Origin of the sequence: Bradyrhizobium sp., from assembly GCF_052389815.1 — a bacterium.
In the GTDB taxonomy this organism is placed as follows: Bacteria; Pseudomonadota; Alphaproteobacteria; order Rhizobiales; family Xanthobacteraceae; genus Bradyrhizobium.
The window spans coordinates 16,736-38,089 of sequence record NZ_JBQTHN010000086.1; the positions used below are offsets into that span (position 1 = coordinate 16,736).

General features: G+C 65.5%; 31 protein-coding genes. 22 read left to right on the plus strand and 9 right to left on the minus strand.

All coding sequences use genetic code 11. The features are described from left to right. Positions 1 to 119: 119 nt before the first annotated feature. Complete coding sequence (locus tag ACT4OC_RS15375) at positions 120 to 1,418, plus strand: RsmB/NOP family class I SAM-dependent RNA methyltransferase (RefSeq protein WP_444839859.1); 1,299 nt, start codon at positions 120 to 122, stop codon at positions 1,416 to 1,418. 464 nt (positions 1,419 to 1,882) lie between these two features. After that, complete coding sequence (locus tag ACT4OC_RS15380) at positions 1,883 to 2,101, plus strand: hypothetical protein (RefSeq protein WP_444839860.1); 219 nt, start codon at positions 1,883 to 1,885, stop codon at positions 2,099 to 2,101. An 18-nt stretch (positions 2,102 to 2,119) separates the two neighbouring features. On the opposite strand, the gene ACT4OC_RS15385 is transcribed toward ACT4OC_RS15380, so the two are convergent. Then, the gene (locus ACT4OC_RS15385; protein ID WP_444839861.1) at positions 2,120 to 2,365 is read right to left on the minus strand and encodes a hypothetical protein; all 246 of its coding nucleotides are present in this window, start codon (positions 2,363 to 2,365) and stop codon (positions 2,120 to 2,122) included. A 463-nt stretch (positions 2,366 to 2,828) separates the two neighbouring features. Here ACT4OC_RS15385 and ACT4OC_RS15390 point away from each other — a divergent pair, with 463 nt between their 5' ends. Beyond that, complete coding sequence (locus ACT4OC_RS15390) at positions 2,829 to 2,957, plus strand: hypothetical protein (protein WP_444839930.1); 129 nt, start codon at positions 2,829 to 2,831, stop codon at positions 2,955 to 2,957. A gap of 144 nt (positions 2,958 to 3,101) precedes the next feature. On the opposite strand, the gene ACT4OC_RS15395 is transcribed toward ACT4OC_RS15390, so the two are convergent. Further along, on the minus strand, positions 3,102 to 3,305 hold the full coding sequence (locus tag ACT4OC_RS15395; RefSeq protein WP_444839862.1) for a hypothetical protein: 204 nt from the start codon (positions 3,303 to 3,305) through the stop codon (positions 3,102 to 3,104). Between the two features lie 214 nt (positions 3,306 to 3,519). Between ACT4OC_RS15395 and ACT4OC_RS15400 the strand changes: the two genes are divergently transcribed. From ACT4OC_RS15400 to ACT4OC_RS15450, 11 genes are all read left to right on the plus strand, one after another. Further along, positions 3,520 to 3,879, plus strand: coding sequence for a hypothetical protein (locus ACT4OC_RS15400; RefSeq protein WP_444839863.1), 360 nt, complete (start codon positions 3,520 to 3,522; stop codon positions 3,877 to 3,879). A 104-nt stretch (positions 3,880 to 3,983) separates the two neighbouring features. Continuing rightward, entirely contained in the window at positions 3,984 to 4,385 is a 402-nt protein-coding gene (locus tag ACT4OC_RS15405) for a FixH family protein (protein ID WP_444839864.1), read from the plus strand. Further along, positions 4,382 to 5,782 (plus strand): efflux RND transporter periplasmic adaptor subunit, encoded by a 1,401-nt coding sequence (locus ACT4OC_RS15410; RefSeq protein WP_444839865.1) that lies wholly within the window; start codon positions 4,382 to 4,384, stop codon positions 5,780 to 5,782. The genes ACT4OC_RS15405 and ACT4OC_RS15410 overlap by 4 nt, the downstream gene beginning before the upstream one ends. Further along, on the plus strand, positions 5,779 to 8,970 hold the full coding sequence (locus ACT4OC_RS15415; protein ID WP_444839866.1) for an efflux RND transporter permease subunit: 3,192 nt from the start codon (positions 5,779 to 5,781) through the stop codon (positions 8,968 to 8,970). The genes ACT4OC_RS15410 and ACT4OC_RS15415 overlap by 4 nt, the downstream gene beginning before the upstream one ends. A gap of 25 nt (positions 8,971 to 8,995) precedes the next feature. After that, positions 8,996 to 9,694 carry a c-type cytochrome gene (locus tag ACT4OC_RS15420; RefSeq protein WP_444839867.1) on the plus strand — a complete coding sequence of 233 codons (699 nt, stop codon included), beginning with the start codon at positions 8,996 to 8,998 and terminating at the stop codon, positions 9,692 to 9,694. Positions 9,695 to 9,737: 43 nt separating this feature from the next. Then, entirely contained in the window at positions 9,738 to 10,217 is a 480-nt protein-coding gene (locus ACT4OC_RS15425; protein ID WP_444839868.1) for a DUF411 domain-containing protein, read from the plus strand. Positions 10,218 to 10,308: 91 nt separating this feature from the next. Continuing rightward, entirely contained in the window at positions 10,309 to 10,656 is a 348-nt protein-coding gene (locus ACT4OC_RS15430; RefSeq protein ID WP_444839869.1) for a hypothetical protein, read from the plus strand. Positions 10,657 to 10,741: 85 nt separating this feature from the next. Then, complete coding sequence (locus ACT4OC_RS15435; RefSeq protein WP_444839870.1) at positions 10,742 to 10,963, plus strand: DUF6894 family protein; 222 nt, start codon at positions 10,742 to 10,744, stop codon at positions 10,961 to 10,963. 166 nt (positions 10,964 to 11,129) lie between these two features. Continuing rightward, positions 11,130 to 11,333 carry a DUF6496 domain-containing protein gene (locus tag ACT4OC_RS15440; RefSeq protein ID WP_444839871.1) on the plus strand — a complete coding sequence of 68 codons (204 nt, stop codon included), beginning with the start codon at positions 11,130 to 11,132 and terminating at the stop codon, positions 11,331 to 11,333. Positions 11,334 to 11,643: 310 nt separating this feature from the next. Further along, positions 11,644 to 11,826: a hypothetical protein gene (locus ACT4OC_RS15445; protein ID WP_444839872.1), complete on the plus strand. Its 183-nt coding sequence runs from the start codon at positions 11,644 to 11,646 to the stop codon at positions 11,824 to 11,826. A gap of 12 nt (positions 11,827 to 11,838) precedes the next feature. Continuing rightward, positions 11,839 to 12,075: a hypothetical protein gene (locus ACT4OC_RS15450; protein ID WP_444839873.1), complete on the plus strand. Its 237-nt coding sequence runs from the start codon at positions 11,839 to 11,841 to the stop codon at positions 12,073 to 12,075. Here ACT4OC_RS15450 and ACT4OC_RS15455 read toward each other — a convergent pair. Further along, positions 12,039 to 12,560: a DUF4142 domain-containing protein gene (locus ACT4OC_RS15455; RefSeq protein WP_444839874.1), complete on the minus strand. Its 522-nt coding sequence runs from the start codon at positions 12,558 to 12,560 to the stop codon at positions 12,039 to 12,041. The genes ACT4OC_RS15450 and ACT4OC_RS15455 overlap by 37 nt on opposite strands. Here ACT4OC_RS15455 and ACT4OC_RS15460 point away from each other — a divergent pair. The 3 genes from ACT4OC_RS15460 (at position 12,511) to ACT4OC_RS15470 (ending at position 13,730) form a co-directional block, all read left to right on the plus strand. After that, positions 12,511 to 12,729 carry a hypothetical protein gene (locus ACT4OC_RS15460; protein WP_444839875.1) on the plus strand — a complete coding sequence of 73 codons (219 nt, stop codon included), beginning with the start codon at positions 12,511 to 12,513 and terminating at the stop codon, positions 12,727 to 12,729. The two genes, ACT4OC_RS15455 and ACT4OC_RS15460, sit on opposite strands and share 50 nt — an antisense overlap. A 147-nt stretch (positions 12,730 to 12,876) precedes the next feature. Next, positions 12,877 to 13,221: a hypothetical protein gene (locus ACT4OC_RS15465; RefSeq protein ID WP_444839927.1), complete on the plus strand. Its 345-nt coding sequence runs from the start codon at positions 12,877 to 12,879 to the stop codon at positions 13,219 to 13,221. A 305-nt stretch (positions 13,222 to 13,526) separates the two neighbouring features. Continuing rightward, complete coding sequence (locus ACT4OC_RS15470; RefSeq protein ID WP_444839876.1) at positions 13,527 to 13,730, plus strand: hypothetical protein; 204 nt, start codon at positions 13,527 to 13,529, stop codon at positions 13,728 to 13,730. 3 nt (positions 13,731 to 13,733) lie between these two features. On the opposite strand, the gene ACT4OC_RS15475 is transcribed toward ACT4OC_RS15470, so the two are convergent. Together ACT4OC_RS15475 and ACT4OC_RS15480 are read right to left on the minus strand one after the other, a co-directional pair. Continuing rightward, the gene (locus ACT4OC_RS15475; RefSeq protein ID WP_444839877.1) at positions 13,734 to 13,907 is read right to left on the minus strand and encodes a hypothetical protein; all 174 of its coding nucleotides are present in this window, start codon (positions 13,905 to 13,907) and stop codon (positions 13,734 to 13,736) included. Between the two features lie 32 nt (positions 13,908 to 13,939). Further along, positions 13,940 to 14,167 carry a hypothetical protein gene (locus ACT4OC_RS15480; protein ID WP_444839878.1) on the minus strand — a complete coding sequence of 76 codons (228 nt, stop codon included), beginning with the start codon at positions 14,165 to 14,167 and terminating at the stop codon, positions 13,940 to 13,942. A gap of 126 nt (positions 14,168 to 14,293) precedes the next feature. Between ACT4OC_RS15480 and ACT4OC_RS15485 the strand changes: the two genes are divergently transcribed. Together ACT4OC_RS15485 and ACT4OC_RS15490 are read left to right on the plus strand one after the other, a co-directional pair. Further along, positions 14,294 to 14,464 (plus strand): hypothetical protein, encoded by a 171-nt coding sequence (locus tag ACT4OC_RS15485; protein ID WP_444839879.1) that lies wholly within the window; start codon positions 14,294 to 14,296, stop codon positions 14,462 to 14,464. A 74-nt stretch (positions 14,465 to 14,538) separates the two neighbouring features. After that, positions 14,539 to 14,700 carry a hypothetical protein gene (locus ACT4OC_RS15490; protein WP_444839880.1) on the plus strand — a complete coding sequence of 54 codons (162 nt, stop codon included), beginning with the start codon at positions 14,539 to 14,541 and terminating at the stop codon, positions 14,698 to 14,700. Between the two features lie 152 nt (positions 14,701 to 14,852). Here ACT4OC_RS15490 and ACT4OC_RS15495 read toward each other — a convergent pair whose 3' ends face one another. Further along, on the minus strand, positions 14,853 to 15,050 hold the full coding sequence (locus ACT4OC_RS15495; protein ID WP_444839881.1) for a hypothetical protein: 198 nt from the start codon (positions 15,048 to 15,050) through the stop codon (positions 14,853 to 14,855). A 291-nt stretch (positions 15,051 to 15,341) separates the two neighbouring features. Here ACT4OC_RS15495 and ACT4OC_RS15500 point away from each other — a divergent pair, with 291 nt between their 5' ends. After that, the gene (locus ACT4OC_RS15500) at positions 15,342 to 15,785 is read left to right on the plus strand and encodes a PPC domain-containing DNA-binding protein (RefSeq protein ID WP_444839882.1); all 444 of its coding nucleotides are present in this window, start codon (positions 15,342 to 15,344) and stop codon (positions 15,783 to 15,785) included. Between the two features lie 122 nt (positions 15,786 to 15,907). Here the strand turns inward: ACT4OC_RS15500 and ACT4OC_RS15505 are convergent, their stop codons facing one another. After that, positions 15,908 to 16,339 (minus strand): CBS domain-containing protein, encoded by a 432-nt coding sequence (locus ACT4OC_RS15505; protein ID WP_444839883.1) that lies wholly within the window; start codon positions 16,337 to 16,339, stop codon positions 15,908 to 15,910. A 251-nt stretch (positions 16,340 to 16,590) separates the two neighbouring features. Between ACT4OC_RS15505 and ACT4OC_RS15510 the strand changes: the two genes are divergently transcribed. Further along, the gene (locus ACT4OC_RS15510; RefSeq protein WP_444839884.1) at positions 16,591 to 16,950 is read left to right on the plus strand and encodes a septal ring lytic transglycosylase RlpA family protein; all 360 of its coding nucleotides are present in this window, start codon (positions 16,591 to 16,593) and stop codon (positions 16,948 to 16,950) included. A 166-nt stretch (positions 16,951 to 17,116) separates the two neighbouring features. After that, positions 17,117 to 19,750 carry a bifunctional diguanylate cyclase/phosphodiesterase gene (locus ACT4OC_RS15515; RefSeq protein ID WP_444839885.1) on the plus strand — a complete coding sequence of 878 codons (2,634 nt, stop codon included), beginning with the start codon at positions 17,117 to 17,119 and terminating at the stop codon, positions 19,748 to 19,750. A gap of 1 nt (position 19,751) precedes the next feature. On the opposite strand, the gene ACT4OC_RS15520 is transcribed toward ACT4OC_RS15515, so the two are convergent. Both ACT4OC_RS15520 and ACT4OC_RS15525 read right to left on the minus strand, forming a co-directional pair. Next, positions 19,752 to 20,498: a thermonuclease family protein gene (locus ACT4OC_RS15520; RefSeq protein ID WP_444839886.1), complete on the minus strand. Its 747-nt coding sequence runs from the start codon at positions 20,496 to 20,498 to the stop codon at positions 19,752 to 19,754. 61 nt (positions 20,499 to 20,559) lie between these two features. Further along, positions 20,560 to 21,258 carry an ABC transporter permease gene (locus ACT4OC_RS15525; protein WP_444839887.1) on the minus strand — a complete coding sequence of 233 codons (699 nt, stop codon included), beginning with the start codon at positions 21,256 to 21,258 and terminating at the stop codon, positions 20,560 to 20,562. Positions 21,259 to 21,354 lie beyond the last annotated feature (96 nt).

A 21,354-nucleotide genomic window follows, 5' to 3' on the forward strand; every position in this document is an offset into this window, starting at 1 on the left:
CAGTATTTCCCGGCAATATTCCTTCCAAATCAAACCGTAGCAGTGTAACGCGTCGGAACGGTGACGCCAGCCGCATCGTGCCTGGCTTGGTCACTCCCTGCGACACGCGAAAGATCTCCATGACCCCCGCCGCCCGGCTGTCGGCCGCCATCGAAATTAATGCCGCCATCGAGGCGCAGCGCGTTCCGGCAGCGCAGGCGCTGAAGGAATGGGGCACCTCGCACCGTTTTGCCGGCTCCGGCGACCGCGCGGCGATCGCAGGGCTCGTGTGGGACGTGCTGCGGCGGCGGGCGTCGAGCGCGTATCTGATGGGGAGCGAGACGCCGCGGGCGCGCCTGCTCGGCATGCTCAAGCTGGAACGCGGCATGGATGCGGACGCCATCGCGGCGTTGTGCGACGGCGGCCGCTTCGCACCTGAGCCGCTCAGCGAGGCCGAGCGTGCGGCGCTGGCCTCCGCCTCGCTCGCCGAGGCGTCTGCGCATGTTGCTGGCGATTATCCGGAGTGGCTCGATGCGCAGCTTGCCGCTGCCTTCGGCGCGGACCGCGTGGCGGAGGCAACCGCGATGGCGAGCCGCGCGCCGCTCGATCTGCGCGTCAACACGCTGAAGGCCAAGCGGGAGAAGGTGCAGGCTTCGCTGAAGCATCTCGGCGCCAGAGCCACGCCATGGTCGCCGGTCGGGCTTCGCATCGAGCTCGGCGCCGACGCGCGAAATCCGGGAATCCATTCGGAAGAGGATTTCGTCAAGGGCGCGGTCGAGGTGCAGGACGAGGGCTCGCAGCTTGCCGCGCTGTTCTCGGCGGCAAAGCCCGGCGAGCAGGTGATCGATCTCTGCGCCGGCGCCGGCGGAAAGACGCTGGCGCTCGCGGCGATGATGGGCGGCAAGGGCCGGCTGATCGCCACCGACCGCGACAAGCGCCAGCTCGCGCCGATCCACGAGCGGCTGTCGCGCGCCGGCGTGCACAATTGCGAGGTGCGCGCGCCGAAGGGCGAGACCGAGCCGCTCGCCGATATCATGGCGTCGGCCGATCTCGTGCTGATCGACGCACCCTGCAGCGGCACCGGCACGTGGCGTCGCAATCCCGATGCCAAATGGCGCATGCGCCCCGGCGCGCTTGAGCTGCGGCTGAAGGACCAGGCCGAGGTGCTCGATCGGGCCGCCGTCATGGTGAAGCCGGGCGGGCGGATTGCCTACATCACCTGTTCGGTGCTGCCTGCGGAGAACAACGAGCAGGTGCGGGCGTTCATCGCGCGGCATCCGGAGTTTTCGGTTCAGCCGCCGGAGGAGACGGCAAGCGTGCTGTGGGACAAGGCCGAGGAATTTTCACAGGCCGCACTGCGCTCGGACGAAGGCTGGCTGCTGACGCCGCGGCGCACGGGCACCGACGGGTTTTTCGTGGCGGTGTTGCGGAAGGGCTAGCTGGCAAGGCTGCCCGGCCGTTGCCTCACAAGTGGTGGCGAAGGCGCGTTCGCTACCCTTGGCTGCTTGACCTTTGTTCTCGTTTCGTTCACTTTGGGGCGACCCGCGAGGTTGGCCATGAGCGTCGAGCAGGACCGGAAAATCATCAGGCTTTTTCACAGATTGCGCCGGCTCGAGCGGGCCGGACGGCCGACGGAAAATGTCCGCAGGCAGATCAGGAAGGCCATGAGGAAGCGCGATGCGGCTTGAGCATGTGCGATCCGAAATCGAGTACATGCGCAAGCAGGTGACGAGGCAGAGAAGGGAGATCCTGCAGCTTCAGCGCGCCGGCATCTCGACAGTTTCGGCCGAAGCCCTGCTGCAGCGCATGCTCGACAGGATCGATGTGCTTTGCGTCGAGAGGGACGAATTCAAGCGGTTGCCGCGAAGGGAGGCGTCATCGTGCGCCGGCGAAGGGGATGAACATGAGGAAATATTTCAGCGACGCCAGCGAGCATCCCCCGTTCATCGAGGCGCTGGCGGAGGTCAGGCGGATCGGGGCGCATGAAGGGTGGTGTTACCAGCACGTCCAGGCCATCCTGCTGGCGATCGACCAGTACGCGGAAGCGGCGACCGGCAATCGCGAGTACTTCTGGAACAAGCCGCACTCGGCCGGCGGAAGCAGGGGCGGCGAAATTCCGTAGCCGGATCGGCCTCGTGGCCTAACCTGCCTTGCGTAACGCGATTTCCCGCAGCGCGGATTTCGCAACCGCGGCGAGGCCGCCGAGCGTGGTGTCGCCTTTGCGGGCGCTCTGCATCATCCTGCGCGCGACGTGCTTGCGGTTTTCATGATCGCCGCCGTTCGGATATGCGCGGAAGGCAGCGTCAAGGGCGACCTCCAGGTTCGCCATCGCTCTCTCATCAAGCTTCATTCGTTTTCTCCAAAGCCACCAATCGAGCTTCGTCAAGCTTAGCGACTTTTCCGAAAACGAAAATCGCGCGATTTGGCCGGGGCTGTGGATAGCAGGGGAATCGCCGCCTCCTGGCCGTCACGGATGCCGCCTCTTGAGGCAGTTGAGCCAATGGCTCATCACAGAAAAGTTCCCGGCAGGCTGTTTGAGCGCGGCGACTTTCGGTCTTCAATGACTGCATGGACACGAAGATGATCAGGCGAAAACGGTAAGGCATGAGCTGTCGTTCGAGCAGCGATTGATGAAGGCTGCGCGAGAGGCCCGCGAAGGCGCCCGGCTGCTGCCGCCGGGCGCAAAGCGCGAGGCGTTGCTGCGGTCCGCCGAACGGAGCGAACGGGCGCTGGAAATCACGCGATGGATATTATCACCGACGCGGTATCCGCCGGGCCGCGGTTTGGGGGGCGCGTATCATGAAGGATTACCGGGCCCAATTGGAAAAGCTGCGGACCGACGCCGCTGAGTGCGCGCTGATCAGGGACTGACGACGGACAGGGCCAAGCGCGAGATGTTCGATCGCCTGCACAGACATCTCGACGCGCTCGCTGACGAGGTCGAAAAAGCCATGAACGACCGCCAGTCCATCGCGTGAGTCCGGAAACGGACGGACCGCCGATAATCCGAAGCGGGGCGAGGCGGGCGGGTCGCGCTCGGGCCTTCCAGATATCCAGACCTGATCGCGCGAATCGGGCGCACCCGGTTTTCGAGAGCCGCAGCGTTTTCGGAGGGTGGCGGGCTATTGTTCGAGCACCGACGGCGGCTCGCTTGGCGTCACCCTGGCGCCGGCCTTGTGCGCGACCTGATAGGTGGTGCCCGGCGGCGCACTCTTCGGCTCGGTGCCGGTGATGCGTTCGACGAGGCCCCACGCCAGCAGGAATATTGCCGTGCCGACGATGCCGGCGGTGCCTACCTCGATCGGTTTGACCTTCTTGAATGCCATCGTTCCGTCCTTGAGGAGCTGCTCCGGGCCAACCGGAAAGCCTGATTTCCGTTCCCGGAGCGGCAACCGGGGTCGTCTCCGTTGTCCGCATAGGAGAAATTAACCAACTGAACGTGAGCCAGATCAAAGTGCGCCGGGCGATTTCCGATCACATAGACGTGCCCGGCCGGCGCGGCGGTTTGCGGAACCGGTGCGGGTGTGGGATTATGAGGACATGAATCCGAGGCGGCTGTTCAACTGGCTGATCGTGCTGACCGTGGCGGTGGGGCTGTTGTCCGCGCCGTCCTCGGCGCCGGCGGTTGCCAAGGCGCATGACGCCGTTGCCGGCGAGATGCTCGCCGCGGCCGACGGCATGCCGTGCTGCCCGGGTGAGGGCACGACGCCGGCCAAGGACTGCGACGCCTGTCCGCTGATGGCGCTGTGCTCCATGACCATGCCGATCCCGGCGCCCACGGCTGCTTCAGCCTTCGCGCCGCTTCCGATGGCGCAGGCCGCCTTTGCCTTGCCCGACGATCTCCTGATCGACGGCCTTTCCGCCCGACCGCCCGACCATCCTCCTCGAAACCTGGCCTGACCGGCGCGTGCCGCGCCGGACCGCCGGCGCGCCGTCTGCTTGCGGCCGCGCGGCCTCCGCATGCCGCATTCCGCGGCACGCCAGACCGTTCGAGGAACAGGAAAATGAAGACTTCCAGCTTTATGCGTGCCGCTGCGGTGGCGCTGTTCGCCTTGGCCATCGCCGGGCCCACGGCTGCTTTCGCCGATATCGGGGATTATGAATTCCAACTGGTCGAGCCGACGGTCAAGAAGGGCGAGCGCGTCTTTGCGGTGCGGCTCCTCAACAGGACCACCGGCAAGGTAGTGCCCGACGCCGTCATCTTCGCCGTCCGCCTCGACATGGCGCCCGACGACATGGAGGGCATGGACACCCGGATCGCGGCCGTGCCCGCCGGCGAGCCCGACGTCTACAGCTTCAAGGCCAATTTCAGCATGACCGGCCGCTGGCGGCTGTCGCTCGGCGCCAAGGTGCAGGGCGAGACCGGCACGGTCGACAACAAGCTCTTGATCACGGCGCTGAAATGAGCCGCGCTGTCATCCTCGGTGCCGCTGCTGCCGCGATTGCGGTGGCGTCCGGCGCGTCCGGCTGGTACCTGACGTATCAGGGCCGTCAGCAGCTTGCGATCGCAACACCTGCCGCCGCGGACACGGCGGCTGCGCCGATCTACTACCGCGATCCCGACGGCAAGCCGTTCTATTCGCTGACGCCGAAAAAGGCGCCTGACGGACGCGACTATGTCGCCGTGCCGGCCGGCGCCGATATCAGCTTCGAGCCGAAAGCTGCGCCCGAGCCGGCGGCGACGGCGGAAGGCCCGCGCAAGATCAAGTACTACCGCAACCCCATGGGACTGCCGGACACCTCGCCGGTGCCGAAGAAGGATTCCATGGGGATGGATTACATCGCCGTCTACGAAGGCGACGACAGCGACGACGGCTCGGTGAAGCTGACGCCAGGCAAGATCCAGCGCACCGGCGTCAAGTCGGAAACAGCTTCTCCGCGCGTGATCCGTACGGTCATTCGTGCGCCCGGCACCATCCAGCTCGACGAGCGACGCATCTCCGTGATCGCGATGCGCGCCGAGAGCTTCGTGCAAAGGGTCGCCGATGTCACGACGGGTACCTTTGTCAGGAAGGGCCAGCGGTTGATGGAGATCTACAGCTCGGCGGTCGCCTCGGCGGCAGCGGAATACATCACCACGATGATGTCGCCTACCACCGGCAGGGTGGAACAATACGGCCGCGGCTCGCGCCAGCGCCTCAAGAATCTCGATGTCCCTGACGCCGTCATCGCCGGGATCGAGCAGACCCGGACAGTGCCGCTAAGCGTCGAATGGTCGGCGCCGCGCGACGGCATCGTGCTCGAACGCAACGCCATCGACGGCATGCGGGCGCAGCCGGGCGACGTGCTGTTCCGCGTCGCCGACACCTCGGTGGTGTGGGCGATGGTCGACGTGGCCGAACGCGATCTCGGCCTGGTTGCGGTCGGCCAGAAGGTGGCGGTGAAGGCCCGCAGCTTTCCCGGCCGCGAGTTTGCCGGCACGATCGCGGTGATCTATCCGCAGATCAACCGCGACACCCGCACCGCGCGCGTCCGCGTCGAGCTGGCCAATGCCGATCTGGTGCTGCTGCCCGACATGTATGTCGATGCCGAGATCAATGTCGGCAGGAGCGATGCCGTGCTGGCGGTACCGGAAAGCGCCGTGCTCGATACCGGCACGCGGCAATCGGTGCTGGTCGACAAGGGCCGCGGCCGCTTCGAGCCGCGCGAAGTCAAGATCGGCCAGCGTGGCGACGGCTATATCGAAGTCCGCGACGGCCTTGCCGACGGCGAGCCGGTGGTGGTGGCCGCCAACTTCCTGATCGACGCCGAGAGCAACCTCAAGGCGGCGCTGAAGGGTCTTGCCACGGGAGGTCAGCCATGATCGCCCGTGTCATCGCTTGGTCGGCGCGCAACCTGCTGCTGGTGCTGTTCGGCACCGGCTTTGCCGCGGCGGCGGGCTTATGGGCGCTGCTGCATTTGCCGCTCGACGCCATTCCAGATCTCTCCGATACGCAAGTCATCGTCTACACCGAGTATTCCGGGCAGGCGCCTCAGGTGATCGAGGACCAGGTCACCTATCCCCTGGCGACCGCCATGCTGACGGTGCCGAAATCGAAGGTGGTGCGCGGCTTCTCCTTCTTCGGCGTCTCCTTCGTCTACGTCATCTTCGAGGACGGCACCGACATCTACTGGGCGCGCTCGCGCGTGATCGAATTCCTCAACGGCGCGGCCTCGCGCTTGCCGGCGGGCGTAACGCCGAGTATCGGGCCCGACGCCACGGGCGTCGGCTGGGTCTACCAATACGCGGTGATGTCGAAGGAGCTCAACCTCGCCGACACGCGCACGATCCAGGACTGGAACTTGCGCTTCGCGTTGGCGAAGGCGGAGGGCGTGGCCGAAGTCGCCAGCGTCGGCGGCTTCGTCAAGCAGTACAACGTGATCCTCGACCCGCAGCGCATGCGCAATCTCGGTATCACCATGCAGCGCATGCGCGAGGCGATCCGCGCCAGCAATGCCGACGTCGGCGGCCGCACGGTGGAGCTGACGGAATTCGAATACGTCATCCGCGGCAAGGGCTACATCAAGGACATCAACGACCTCGGCAACATCGTGCTGAAGGCCGACAAGGGTACGCCGGTGCTGCTGCGCGACGTCGCGCGGGTCGAGCTCGGCCCCGACGAGCGGCGCGGCATTACCGAGCTCGACGGCGAGGGCGAGGTGGCGAGCGGCATCGTGCTGCAGCGCTTCGGCATGAACGCGCTCGACGTGATCGATAACGTCAAGAAGCGCTTTGCCGCGATCGCCACCAGCCTGCCGAAGTCGGTCGAGATCGTGCCGGTCTACGACCGCTCCAACCTGATCTATGCCGCCGTCGATACGCTGAAGCGCACGCTGCTGGAAGAGAGCCTCGTGGTGGCGCTGGTCTGCGTCGCGTTCCTGCTGCACGTCAGGAGCGCGCTGGTCGCGATCCTGATGCTGCCGGTCGGCGTGCTGATGGCGTTCGGCGCGATGAAATATTTCGGCATCGGCTCCAACATCATGAGCTTGGGCGGCATCGCGATCGCCATCGGCGCCATGGTCGATGCCGCCATCGTCATGATCGAGAACGCGCACAAGCACCTCGAGCGGGCCGAGCCCGGCAAGCCGCGGCTCGAGATCCTGATCAAGGCGGCGTCCGAGGTGGGGCCGGCGCTGTTCTTCAGCCTGCTGATCATCACCGTTTCCTTCATGCCTATCTTCACGCTGGAGGCGCAGGAAGGGCGGCTGTTCAGCCCGCTGGCGTTCACCAAGACCTTTGCGATGGCGGCGGCCGCGCTGCTCTCGGTCACGCTGGTGCCGGCGCTGATGGTGCTCTTCGTGCGTGGCAAGATCGTCCCCGAGCACAGGAATCCGATCAACCGCTTCCTGATCTTCATCTATCGCCCGGTGATCCATGGTGTCTTGCGCGCCAAGACGCTGGTGCTGCTGCTTGCGGTCGCCGTGCTCGCGGTCACGATCTGGCCGGCGCGCCAGCTCGGCACCGAGTTCATGCCCAATCTCAACGAGGGCACGCTGCTGTACATGCCGACCACGCTGCCCGGCATCTCCGTGACCAAGGCGGCCGAGCTGATGCAGATGCAGAACCGCATCATCCGCTCGTTCCCCGAAGTCGCCTCCGTCTACGGCAAGGCGGGGCGGGCCTCGACGGCGACCGACCCGGCGCCGACCGAAATGTTCGAGACGGTGGTCAATCTCAAGCCGAAGGAAGAGTGGCGAAAAGGCCTCACCATCGACGGCCTGATCGCCGGGATGGACAAGGCGCTGCAGTTTCCCGGCGTGTCGAACGCCTGGACCATGCCGATCAAAGCCCGCATCGACATGCTCTCGACCGGCATCCGCACCCCCGTCGGCGTCAAGGTGATCGGCACGGATCTGGTCGAGATCGACAAGCTGGCGAAACAGATCGAGCAGGTGCTCAAGGCCGTGCCCGGCACATCCTCGGCCTATGCCGAGCGCGGCATCGGCGGCTACTACCTCGAGATCACGCCGGACCGGCCGGCGCTGGCGCGCTACGGCATGATGATCGGCGACGTGCAGGACGCGATCGCCACCGCTCTCGGCGGCCAGACCGTGACCACCACCGTCGAAGGGCGGCAGCGCTTCACCGTCAACATGCGCTATCCGCGCGATCTTCGCGACAATCCCAAGGCGATTGCCGACGACATCCTGGTGCCGATGCCGGCAGGCGGCGCGGTCCCGCTCGGCGAGGTCGCCACCATCAAGCTGGCGCGCGGACCGACCACGATCCGCACCGAAAACGGGCAGCTTGCGACCTACGTCTATGTCGACATCCGCGACCGCGACCTCGGCGGCTACGTCAAGGACGCGCAGCATGCGGTGCAGGCGAGCATCGAGTTTCCGGCAGGCTACTATGTCATCTGGAGCGGCCAGTACGAATATCTCGAACGCGCCACCGCGCGGCTGAAGATCGTGGTGCCGGTGACGCTCTTGATCATCTTCCTCTTGCTCTATCTCAATTTCCGTTCGGTCGCGGAGACCATGATCGTGATGCTGTCGCTGCCGTTCGCGCTGGTCGGCGGGCTCTGGCTGATGTGGTGGCTCAGCTTCAACCTGTCCGTGGCGGTCGCCGTCGGCTTCATCGCGCTCGCGGGTGTTGCGGCCGAGACCGGCGTCGTGATGCTGATCTATCTCAACCAGGCGCTGGCGGAAATCGTCGAGCAACGGGCCAAGGAGCGGCGGCCGTTGACCCGAAAGGATCTCCACCATGCCATCATGGAAGGCGCCGTCGAGCGGGTGCGGCCGAAGATGATGACGGTGGTGGCGATCATGGCGGGGCTCCTGCCGATCATGTGGAGCTCGGGCACGGGCTCGGAGATCATGCAGCGCATCGCCGTGCCGATGATCGGTGGCATGATCTCCTCGACCTTGCTGACGCTGATCGTCATCCCCGCCATCTTCGGGCTGGTCAAAGGTTACCGGCTGCCTTCGGACGAGGAGGGCGGTTCGCAACTGCCGGCCGAGCCGCAACCGACGGTCAAGAAGAAGCCGATTCTGGAGCCGGCCGAATGAAGTGATTCAGGTCATGGAGTCCGCGATGAAGAACAGCGCGAGGATGGTGATAGCTGCGGCAGTGCTTTCGACGCCGGCGCTGGCGCAAACCGGCGATCTTGCTCGCGGAGAACGCGATTTCCGGGCCTGCGCGCCGTGCCACTCGCTCGAACCCGATCGCAACATGTCGGGGCCCAGTCTTGCGGGCCTCTGGGGGCGAACGGCCGGCCGCTTGCCGAGTTTCGACCGCTTCTCGGAGGCGCTGAAGGCCTCCGGAATCATCTGGGACGATCGCTCGCTCGACGCCTGGATGACCGATCCGGATCGCATGGTGCCTGACAACGAGATGCCGTTCAACGGCATCAAGGATGACCGTGTTCGCGCAGGTTTGCTCGCGTACCTGAAGGAAGCCACGAAGCCCGGAGCTCAGCCGCCGCAAACGGCGGGGGGCCCGATGGGCGGAATGATGGGTGGCGGTGGACGCGTTCCCGATCTGAAGGCTGTGGAGCCGAGCATGCAGGTGCAGGCGATCACGCATTGCCGTGACACCTATCGCGTCACCACATCGGACGGCAAGACCCGCGCCTTCTGGGAACGCAATCTGCGCCTGAAGACGGATTCCAGCAAAGACGGTCCCCGAAGCGGCGCGCCGGCCCTGGTGTCCGCAGGCATGATGGGCGACCGCGCCGATGTGATCTTTGCCGCGCCGGCGGAGATCAGCAAGGCGATCGAGGGACGGTGCTGAATCGGCCGGCCGCGTCACCATGAAGTGAGAAGGGGAGTAGGATATGGAACAGAATGGATATCGGGCGACGCGCCGGGCCCTGCTGATCGGCATGGTTACCTTGGCTGCGCTTCCCATACGGGCCAACGCCGAGACCGGCGTCGTCACGGTCCACCGGGACCCGAACTGCGGCTGCTGTTTGGGTTGGGTGCGCCATCTCCGCAAAGCCGGATTTGTCGTGCAAGTCGAGGAGACCTCCGATCTCGAGTCGGTGCGGACAGGGCTCGGCGTTCCGCCGGCCCTCGCCGCCTGTCACACGGCCGAGGTGAACGGCTATCTGATCGAAGGACACGTGCCGGCGGTGGCGGTGCGGCGGTTGCTGGCCGAGCGGCCGGATGCGAAGGGTCTTTCCGTACCGGGCATGCCGGCCGGATCGCCGGGAATGGAAGGCGGCGGGGAGCCCCAGCCTTACACGGTGGTCTTGTTTGGAGCGGGCGGCGTCCGGCCATTCATGCGGTTCGTCGGGCAGCGGTTTGTCGGCTGATCGGGACGGCGCCGGCTGATACGAAAGTCGGTTCGGCGCGATTGGAACCGGATGGCGATGCACCTGTTGGTCGGTTGCGAGGGAGTTTCCCATGTCACCGGCCGTCGAGTCACCGGATGTCGTGCCCTACGGCGCAGACCAGACGATCTATGTCGTCGTGGATGCCATCGCGTCGCCCGGACATGACGGGCAGGAGAGCCAGGTCGAGGTCGAGGATTTCGAGACGGTGGTCGAGGAATTCATCGCCGGCCGATTCCGCGATCCCGTGCGTGTCCTGGCCTTCAACACGCTCGAGCACTGGTCGAAGGATCTATCGTCCGACGTCGCAAGCGAGATACAGACGCGCTGCGACATCGAAGGCGTGGCCGCGCCCGAACATCTCAGGGACTTCCTCGAACGGCACGCGGCCTCTTCGAAGGATCGTGTGCCCTCATCATGAGATGTCCGGCCATGGCGGGCGACCGTGCCGGGAACCAAAAGCACTCGGTTGGGTTTATCCCGCGTGCTGCGAGGCTGAGGTTGCCATGCCCCTCTATCATTTCGATCTCGTGAACTGGAAGGCCGTCGTCGATGCCGGCGGCGCCGATCTCGCCGACGACATCGAGGCGATGAACTCCGCCGACATGATCGCGCGGAGCTTGCTCAAGCGGCTGCCGGATCTGAAGAACCGCCACTACGCCGTTCTCGTTACCAACGAGGAGGGCGACGAGGTCTGTCGGTTACCGCTCGACGTCGTCCACCATTGAACCGCGCGTCGAAGCCGCGCGGGCCCGTGCGGTCAACGACTATCATGGCGTGCCGACGGCCTGAAGCCCGACGCTCCGATCTGCCCCGCAGCGTGAACCTTTGGCCGCAGGCCGAGTTCCAACCGTGTGCGGGCACCAACCGCTGCGGCACAGCACGGAGATGCAAATGGCCAAGAAGGCGAAGAAGCGGAAATACTCCAGGGGCGCCGCCAAGAAGGTGAAGCGCGCCATGAAGAAGCGGAAGTCCGGCACGCTGCGCAGCGGCCGCTCCGGCAAGAAGGTCAAGAGCCGCAAGCAGGCGATTGCCATCGGCCTGTCCGAGGCGCGCCGGAGCGGCGCCCGGGTACCGAAGAAGAAGCAGAAGTCCTAACGCGTGGTTTGGAGCGGGTCCGCCGCCGGGCATCCCACCATCCACTCGTCCAGTTCGTCAGGGCTGGAGTCGTCGAGCGCCCGTGAGCGGCGAAGCGCCAGTTCCCGTGTGCGCGTCGGCAACCTGCGGCCTGACCGGTAGCGCCGGGCCGTCATGGGCTGTCGTCCTTGTATTGGTCGTTCATCAAACGAGGTGACCGAACCGGCGTTCCTCCCGCCGGCGGTTTCATTTTTTGCCTGATTGCAGGAACCTTCCCGCGGCAGAGGGGTCGTTTCCCGATAACGACGCGGAAAAAGGACGGGGAAAGAGAATGGTGGCCGAAAAGCGCGCCGAAAAGCGCAAAGAGCGGCAGCCGCAACGGCGCCGCGACGCCGATAGGCCGAAGCCGGGTGAAGCCGGCAGTCAAGGCATCGTGCTCGACGAGCGCGGGCAAGAACAGCCGGCTGACAAGGAACGGGCACAGCGGACCAGCAAGAGCGAGGACGACAGTTAGCGGAGAGACATCATGCGTGCGGGAAGGATCGTCACCCTGGCCGTGCTCGCCCTTCTGCTCGCCGGCGCCGTTGCGTTCGCATACTTCGGACTGAGCGAGCCCGGGCGGCCGATGTCGCCGGAGTTCTTTACCGCGCTGATCCTCGGTTCGCTGCTGTCGCTGATCGTAGGCGTCGGATTGATGGCGCTGCTGTTCTACAGCCACAGGAAGGGCTATGACGAGCCGCCGCGGCTGTTGCCGCCGCCTTGAGGAATCGGGGCCGCGTCGCGCGCGGCCCCTTCGTCCGTGTTACTTCCTGCTTCGCCGACCGTGGGCGCCGACTTCTTGCCGAGGCTCTGCGCCATCTCGAGGTGATGCCTGAGCGCGGGCAACGTCTTGTCGGCCCAATCTTTCAGGTCGGTATTGTCGCCGCCGCCGACGTAGCGCTCGAACAGGTCGACCGCGTCCTTGTGGGCGCTGACCTGCATCGAGTTGAAGCTGGAGCTGAAGTCGTTGCCGCTGGTGTCCTTCAGCTTGTCTAGCTTGCTCTGATGCGAAGCGTCGAGCGCCGTCGGCAGCTCGGCCTTCACCTTGCCGCACGCATTCGCCAACGCAGGAACAACAAGCCTGCCTTCTGCTTGATTAGTGGTCGGCCCGTCTTGCGTGTCGCCGGCGAGAGGCCCCCTTTGACCAGGGGAGGCTCTGATGAAGAACTTTGCGGATGCCGCATTCGAGCCGGAAGTGATCGAGGCCATGGCGGCGGCGCTGAGCAGGGCTACCGCCGCGCTGCCGGAGCCCTTGAGTTCGGCGCATGTGAATCTGCTGGCGGAATCCATTCTTCGCACCGCGAAATCCGGCGAACGTGACTCGGCCGTGCTCGAACGAATCGCATTGATCGAATTGCAGATTGCTCCGCGCTCCTGAACGATGCGGTGCAGCGGGCGCCAGGCTTAGGAACTCTCGGCGGCCGTCGCGATTGCTACCTCGAAGTCCGCAACGTTGCGGAGCCCACGAAATGCGGTGCGGCGCCGGCGGGTCGCCGCGATCGGATTCATGCTCGAGGTGGTTGAGATGCGCGCGCTATTGGCTCTGCTGGTGGTTCTCGTCTTCGCTCTTGATGCATCGGCGCGCGATCTCGACGGACGCTATGCCAATTCTCCGCTGAAGCAGTGGTTCGAAGGACTGGCCAGCAAGCGCGGCCTGTGCTGTTCGGATGCCGACGGCAGGGCGGTGTCCGACGTCGATTGGGAATCGAAGAACGGTCGTTACCGCGTGTGGCTGGAGGGCGCCTGGCACGACGTGCCCGAGGACGCCGTCGTCACCGAGCCCAACCGCGCCGGCAAGACGATGGTGTGGCCGGTCCGCGGCTCATTTGGGCTCACCATCATCTGCTTCATGCCGGGACCGATGACCTGAAGCGGCCGCGATCGGGCAAAGCGCGATGCGATTGGGGTCAATCGTCATCGCGGTTTGGGTTGCTGTTTGAGCACAATCCCTCGGGTCGAGGAAAGCCGCTTCACGCTCTTCCGGATCGTGCTCCGGGAACGGCACCGTGGCCCGGACGTTGGCCCCGCGTCACCGTTCAGGTGATCCTCCCGATAACTTGCCCTGGCCGGCCACGGCCGGGGCTTTTTCCACGTTCCCCAGCCGGCCGGGCCAACGGGAACCCTTTCGCATCGCGCCGGTTGGGATTGTCACAGCCCAACGGGGAGTTGAGAAAGATGGGCCTGGCTCAATACGCGATCATCCCGGTGCGCGATCAGTGGGGCGTGCTGCACGACGGCGACGTCAACGGCGAATATGCGACGAAGGAAGCCGCGTTCGAGGCGGCGATTGCCGCTGCATCGCTGGCCATGCGGCAAGGCCATGAGGTGCACGTCAGCGTTCCCGCTCGCAACGAGGCCAAGGCGGATCCGTCGCACTGACATTCAGGAGTGTTGGCGCTTCGATGGGCGCTCGCGCCGGGGCGAGGAATCCGGCGATTCCATTTCCTCCGCCTTGCGCTCCTGTTCCTTGCCCTCCTGGACCAGCAAGCCGTCGCCGATCATCTCGCCGACGAACTGCTTGGTGAATCCCTGGGCCTTCTCTCTGATCTTGCTCATGACGATTGCTCTTGTTCGCGAAAGCAACGGGGCTAGCCGGTCGGCCGGCGGCCGGTCCGGCAGTTCAGCGGAGACGTCGGCGCGCGCCGCAGCCGCTCCGGCAGGAAGTATTCGTCCGGATCGGGCAGGGCATCGCGCCGGACGTCGGCGGCGAACTGGGCCCGCTCATGCGGGGTCTGCACCTCGAAAAACCTGCGCTTGACGTCGACGCCGCCGACGGGGTCGTTGACGCCGTGCTGGATATCCCTGGCATCGCTCATCGCAACCTCCCTTCCTTCAATCTTAATCCTGATAACCGTCAGCCTTTACTCGGCGTTCCCGCTGCGATGAGGAACCCGCGACGGCCCTGCAAGTTGAACCGGATGATCGCGTTGGAGGAGGCGGAGATGCTGGAAGAGAATCTGAAAGAAGCGATCGTTGCGGAGCTGGAGCGGCAGGCCGCCAATCGGCCGCAAGCGCTGCAGGTCGAAAGTTCCCCGGAGTTCGTCATCCATGGCAAGATCGATCTCGACGCATTGGCCATGGTGGTGGCGGGCTCGATGGCCGGAGGCCCGTGATGCGGCTGCACGTCGCGTTCAAATCGGCGGAACGGCTGCGGCGGCGGATGCTGGCCCTGTGGAGGAGATTTCGCATGAGCAGGAAGAAGCCGGTCACTCCCGATCCGGGCGAGGCTTCCGACTGGGGCTCGCACGCCCAGACAAAGGAGCCATGGAAGGGAAATCCCGAGAAAGAGCAGCGGCCAGGCGAGAAGAAGCACGACCTCGAAAAGTGGCATGAATCCGGTACGCACTGAGCGTGCCCGGTCGGAACGCCAGAAGAACAGGAACCAAAAGCCCGGCGCCGAATCTGACTTGCGTGCAGCCGGCCCGTCTCAGCCCCCTGGGCCGGAAGCCATCTGGAATGACGGCCCCCGGCACGCCGCGCCGGGGCCGTTTTCCGGTCATTCTACTTCGGAGGGCGCAGCCCCGGGGAATCGACCCATTTGTCGATGTGCGCCGCGGTCTTGGTCTGCCGCGCTTTCTTCAGGAGGAGGTCGCGCTCCGCGCCGGGAGGCAATGTCTCGGCCTCGGCTTTCGCGTGCTCTGCTTCCTGCACCAGGCGCTCCTCCGTCGAGGTTGCTTGCTCGAAACGTCGTCGCTGCATGGCATGCTCCTCTACCGTCGTGAAAGTGGCGGGAGCTCGATCAGTCTCTCTGTCACCGATATTGTGCCGGTGATGGGACAAGCATGCGCCTCAATTGCCGCGACTGCCAGCAGAATGATTTTCTCCTTGCACTCAGCACATCGGTCCAGGGTGTGGGAACGATGCGCCCTGCCGTTGATTGTCAACAATGGTGCATTGCAAGGAATTGTTCTCATGAAGACAACCGGCACATGGATTGGATTCGCGCCGGGCCGCCATGCCCCGCGGCGCGCCGCCTAGGGAGCCGGTCCGATGCAGAGCAGGCTCGTCACCACCAGCCCGGCCCACGTCCACGTCATCATTCTCGATTCCGGGGGGGGGGCCTTTGCCGCGCTGACCAAATTCGCCAACGAGGAAAAGCTCGCGGCGGCCTCGTTGACGGCGATCGGCGCGTTCGAGCGGGCGACGATCGGCTGGTTCGATCTCGTCTCCAGGAACTACCGGAAGATCGAGATCAACGAGCAATGCGAGGTCTTGAGCGCCATCGGCGATGTCGCCATCGGCGACGACGGCAAGGCGAGCCTGCATGTCCACGTCGTACTGGGATTGTCCGACGGCTCGACCCGCGGCGGCCATTTCCCGTCCGGCATCGTGCGGCCGACGCTGGAGGTCGTGCTGACGGAAGCGCCGGCCAGGCTGCGGCGCAGGAAGCGGCCGGACCTCGGGATTGCGCTGGTCGATCTCGCGGGCTGCTAAATCGTGATGGGGTTTGGTTGAATAGATCGTCCGGCTGACTCAGTTCACCTCTCCCCAGCGGGGCCCCAGCGGGAGAGGTGAGTTCGCGATGCCGCTCCAGTTTAACCTGATCTCATCACGGTCTAGGCTTGCGCATGCTGTCCGCCCGGACGGGAAATGCGGCTCAGCGCGTCCGCGGTGCCGTCGCCGCTATGTGCACGCGCGATGTCGCCGAGCGCGATGATGCCGACGAGCTGCTTGTCGCGATTGAGCACCGGCAAGCGCCTGACCTGGATGTCGCCCATGTTTTCGGTGACTTCCTCGAGGTCCTGATCCTCGAAGCAGTATTTGACGTCGGCCGTCATCACGTCGCCGATGCGCGCGTCGGGACCGCGGCCCATCGCAACGCCTCGGATGGCGATGTCGCGGTCGGAAATCATGCCCACCAGACGGTTGTTGTCGGTCACCGGCAGCAGGCCGCAATTAAGCGCGGCCATCGCTTCGGCGGCATCGCGCAGGGTGTCCTCGGGCGTGCACAGCTGGACGTTGGGAGTCATCGCGTCATGGACCTTCATAGCAAACCTCGCTCGCTGTTTCAGCCGCTAACAGGTGCCGGCGGCCGTCGTTCCAGCGCGGGGGCTCAAAAAGTGAAGCCGCTTGGGGGGCAGGACGACACGCGCCGGAAATGTGTCGCTCGCCGGGCAAATGTTTCTTGTGAAAATGGTTCCGCATGGCGATGCCCGGAATGGCAGACATGCGAACCGTCACTGCTGAAACCTGCATCGATGTTCCGCGTTTGCCGGCGGGGCCAACCGGTGCAAACGCAATGCGAAGAGCAATGTTGGGCGTGGCTCTGCTGCTATCCGGCAGCGCGCTGGCCAAGGCCGAATCCGGCCTGGCCTCCTTCTATCCCGGGATCGGCAAGCGCGGCGAGATGACCTGCGCCCACCGTAGCCACCCGTTCGGCAAACGGCTCCGGGTGTCTCGCGGCAAGGTGTCGATCGAATGCCGGGTCAACGACCGCGGCCCGTTCGTGCGCGGCCGCATCATCGACGTCTCCACCAGCGCCGCGCGGGCGCTGGGCATGATCCAGGCCGGCGTCGTCCAGGTGCTGGTCGAACCCGTCGAATCCAGGCCGGCGCCGACGCGGATTGAAGTTACCTCCGTACCGACGGGCGCGCTTTAACGTTCCGATAACTGGTTTTCCTAACGCCCTTTTTGGTTGTGTTCCCGTAAGAGGGAGCCCGGTGGGGGCAATGGAAATGTCGAGTAGCTCGCCAGGCGGCGCCGCCTCAATGCGCCGGGTGCTATCGAAAACTTGGGCGTTGGTTTGGGCGCCGATCCGCGGCCGGATGGGCGCAATCCAGTGGCTGGTCCTGTGCGGCGCCGCGCTGGTGCTGGCGATCGCGCTCGGCACCGCGCATGTGGCGTTGCAGTACCGCGAACGCGCGATCAAGGTCGCCGAGCGCGACCTCACCAACACCGCGCTGCTGCTGTCGCGCCATTTCGATCAGCAGCTGTCCGATCTGCAGCACGTCCACCGGGACATCATCGGCTATGTCCGCGCCGGCGGATTCGACACTGCGGAAGCCTTCGAAAAGCAGATGTCGCTGCTTTCCACGCACGAGATGCTGCGCACGCGGCTTGCGGCGCTTCCGCACGTCGGCGCCCTGAACGTGTTCAACAAGGACGGCTGGTTGATCAACTCCTCGGAAATGTGGCCGGTGCCGGACGTCAATATCGCGGATCGCCGCTACTACCGCGAATTCACCTCGGGGCGGGCGACGCCGGATGTGATCGTCGAGCCCGCGGTCAGCAAGGTGACTCGTGTGTGGACCACCGTGTTCGCCCGCAAGATCACGGACCGCCAGGGCAACATCATCGGCCTCGCCAGCCGCGGCGTCGAGCCCTCCCACTTCGAGGATTTCGTGGCATCGCTCGCGCTCGAAGCCGACACCACGATCTCGATGATCCATCGCGACGGCACCGTGATTGCGCGCTATCCGCAGGACCGGAGCATCGTCGGCAAGAACGTGTCGAGCATGCCGCAGTTCCAGCGGGCGCTGGCGGCCGGCGGCAACATCTCCGGCCGCTTCGTCAGCCGGATGACCGACGACGACCGGATCGGCGCAGTCCGCTCGCTCCACCATTTCCCGATCATGATCGTCGCCGCGACCAAGACCGAAACCGCGCTGGCCGACTGGCGGGCGCAGACCCGGCTGCAGTTCTTCGCTGCGGCGCTCGCGGTGATCGTGGTCATCGCCACCATCTTCCTGATCGTCCGGCAGCTGCGGCGCCAGCATCGCGCGGCCCAGAACCTGCTGTCGGAGAAGAGCAGGCACCTCGACGCCGCCATCAACAACATGACGCAGGGGCTGTTGCTCTTCAATGGCGAGGGCAGGCTCGTGATCTGCAACCAGCGATACATCGACATGTTCGAGCTGTCGCCCGACGTCGTCAGGCCCGGCTGCCACCTGCGCGACCTGATCCTGCACCGCAAGGAGAAAGGCTCGTTCGTCGGCGACGTCGATGCCTATTGCGAAAGATTCCTCGACCCCTTGGGCGACGGGGCGCACGATACGGTGATTGGCGTCCCCGATGGCCGCGTGATCCGCCTGATCTACAAGCGCTCGCCCGGTGGCGGCTGGGTCACCACGCTGGAAGACATCACCGAGCGCCGCCGCGTCGAGGCGCGGATCGAGCACCTCGCGCATTACGATGCGCTCACGAACCTGCCGAACCGCACGCTGTTCCAGCGCCACGCGGAAGGCCTGCTGTTGCAGACCGCCGAAGTCAGCTTCGCGATCCTCTATATCGATATCGACGAGTTCAAGCGCATCAACGACTCGCTCGGCCATCTCATCGGCGACGAGTTCCTGCGCGGCGTTTCCATCCGGCTGCAGGATGCGATCGGGCCGGATGATTTCGTGGCGCGGCTCGGCGGCGACGAGTTCGCTGTCGTGCAGCACGGCGCTACCTCGGAAGTCGACGTCAACGCGCTGGCCGCACGGATCTACGCCGCCTTGCGCACGCCGTTCGACTGCCGGGGCCATAGCCTTTCGGCCGACGCCTCGATCGGCATTGCGCTGGCGCCGCAGCATGGCAGCGACCTGCACGGCCTGCTCAAGAGCGCGGATCTGGCGATGTATGCCGCCAAGGCCGCCGGCCGGCGCACCCACCGTTTCTTCGAGCCGTCGATGGAGACGGAGGCCAACCAGCGCCGCGCGCTGGAAAGCGACCTGCGCAGCGCGATCGCCGACGGCGGCTTCGAGATCCACTATCAGCCGCTGGTCGATCTCGACAGCAACGCGATGACCGGCTGCGAAGCGCTGCTGCGCTGGAATCATCCGCGCCGCGGCATGGTTTCGCCTGCGGAGTTCGTGCCGATCGCGGAAGAGACCGGCCTGATCGAGGAGCTCGGCGACTGGGTGCTGCGCACGGCCTGTGCGGAAGCCGTCAACTGGCCCGCTCACGTGCGTATTGCGGTCAACGTCTCGCCGGTCCAGTTCCGCTCGCAGGCCTTGTCGCTCAAGGTCGCCGCCGCGCTTGCCGAGACCGGGCTCGACCCGTGCCGGCTGGAGCTCGAGATTACCGAAGCCGTGCTGATCGCCGATGACGATGCGGCGCTTGCCGTGCTCGGCCAGCTGCGCGATCTCGGCGTGCGCATCGCGCTCGACGATTTCGGCACCGGCTACTCGTCGCTGAGCTATCTGCAGCGCTTCCCGTTCGACAAGATCAAGATCGACCGCAGCTTCGTCACCGAGCTCGGCACCGGCTCCTCGTCCATCATCAAGGCCGTGGTCTCGATCGCCGCCGACCGCAACATGGTGACCACAGCCGAAGGCGTCGAGACCGAGGAGCAGCGCATGGCCGTACACGCGCTGGGCTGCAACCAGATGCAGGGCTATCTGTTCAGCCCGCCGCTCCAGGCGCAAGAGGTCCGCGCCTTGATGGTCCCGCGAAAGGCGGCGGAGGCCGCCGCCTGAGCTATTTGGCCTTGCTGCCGCAATTGTAGGCCCTGCGGAAACCGGCGGCCCGGGCGTCTTCCTCCGAACAGAACCAGCGCTCGGAATTGTCGAGGCCCGGATAGGAGCGGCAGGCCTGCAGGTGATAGATCCCGACATTGCCGGTGACGCGGGCGCGCACGGCGTATTTGCCCTTGATGGGGCAGCCCGCCGGCATCACGGGATCGGCCGAGAACAGCACGCTGCGGATCTGCTGGTCGCGGTCGGGGCGGCATGCGCCGCCGACCAGGGCAGCGTCCTTCTTCCAGAGCCGGAAATCGGCCGGCGCGGTGAAGCAACCCTTCCAGAGGCCGCGGCGGTCGTCCTTCGCGGCGAGCTCATCCGCCTTGAATTTTCCCTTCGCATCGGCGAGCGCAAGACCCTTCTGAACCATCAGCTGACCGAGGCTGACGGCATCGCCCTCGACGATACAAAGCCCGACGCGCCGATTCTTGTAGGCCGGATCCGGTCCGAGATCGCCGCAGCGAACCTGCTTGCCGGCCACCAGCTTTGCCAGCTGGTCGCGCGCCTCGACGCCGCAGGTCCAGCTGTCGGCATGTTCGTCGATGCACATCTGGTCCACCGCCGGCGCGTCGATGCCGTCGAGGCGGAAGGTGCTGTTGGCGAGTTGCAGCGTGGCGCCGTCCTTCACGGTTGCGGTAGCGGCAAGGGCCTGAGAGGTCAGGACGCAGATGAGGGCAAAGGCGGGGAGGGACGTCCGGAACCGCATGGCAACACCATTTCCATTCACAGAAGATTTTCTAGCACAGGTAATTGCGGCGGGCAGGCAGCTATTTCGCCGTCACCCGTCCGACGACGAGCAGCGCAACGGTGGACACCGCGATGCTCAGCAACAGCAGGATCAGGCCGAGGCCGAGCGCGAGCGCCAGATCGCCCTTGCTGGTTTCCAGTGCGATAGCCGTCGTCATGGTGCGGGTGAAGCCGGCGATGTTGCCGCCGACGATGATGATGGCGCCGACCTCGGCGATGGCGCGGCCGAAGGCGGCGAGAAAGGCGGTCAGGATCGAGCCGTGCCCGAGCGAGAAGATCAGTCCGATGCTGCGCAACGTGGAGAGGCCGTCGATTCGGGCGAGATCGGAATACTCCGCCCACAACAGCGAAGCCGGCCGATGCACCAGCGCGACCACGATCGGCGTCGCCAGCACCGCCTGGGCGATGATCATCGCGGTCGGCGTGAACAGCAGACCCGCCGGGCCCAGCGGGCCGGAGCGCGACAGCAGCAGGAAGACGCCGAGCCCGGCCACGACCGGCGGCAGGCCGAGAAAGGCGTTGGTCAGCACGATCACCGCCTGCCGCCCGCGAAACCGGTTGACCGCGAGAAACGCGCCGAACGGCGCGCCGATCGCCAGCGCAATCAGGCTTGCCGTGAGGCTGACGCGGAGCGACAGCGAGACGATGCCGATCAGTTCCGGATCGAGCCGGGCGATCAGGGCAAAGGCAGAGAGGATCGCTTGGGTGAAATCGTTCATGCCGGCTTTGCTGGCGACATCAGGGGGTTATGGCGGAACTTTGTTCTCTTCCGGAGAACTACGGAGGTGGGCTTTACCATCTCTTGGTGAACGGGA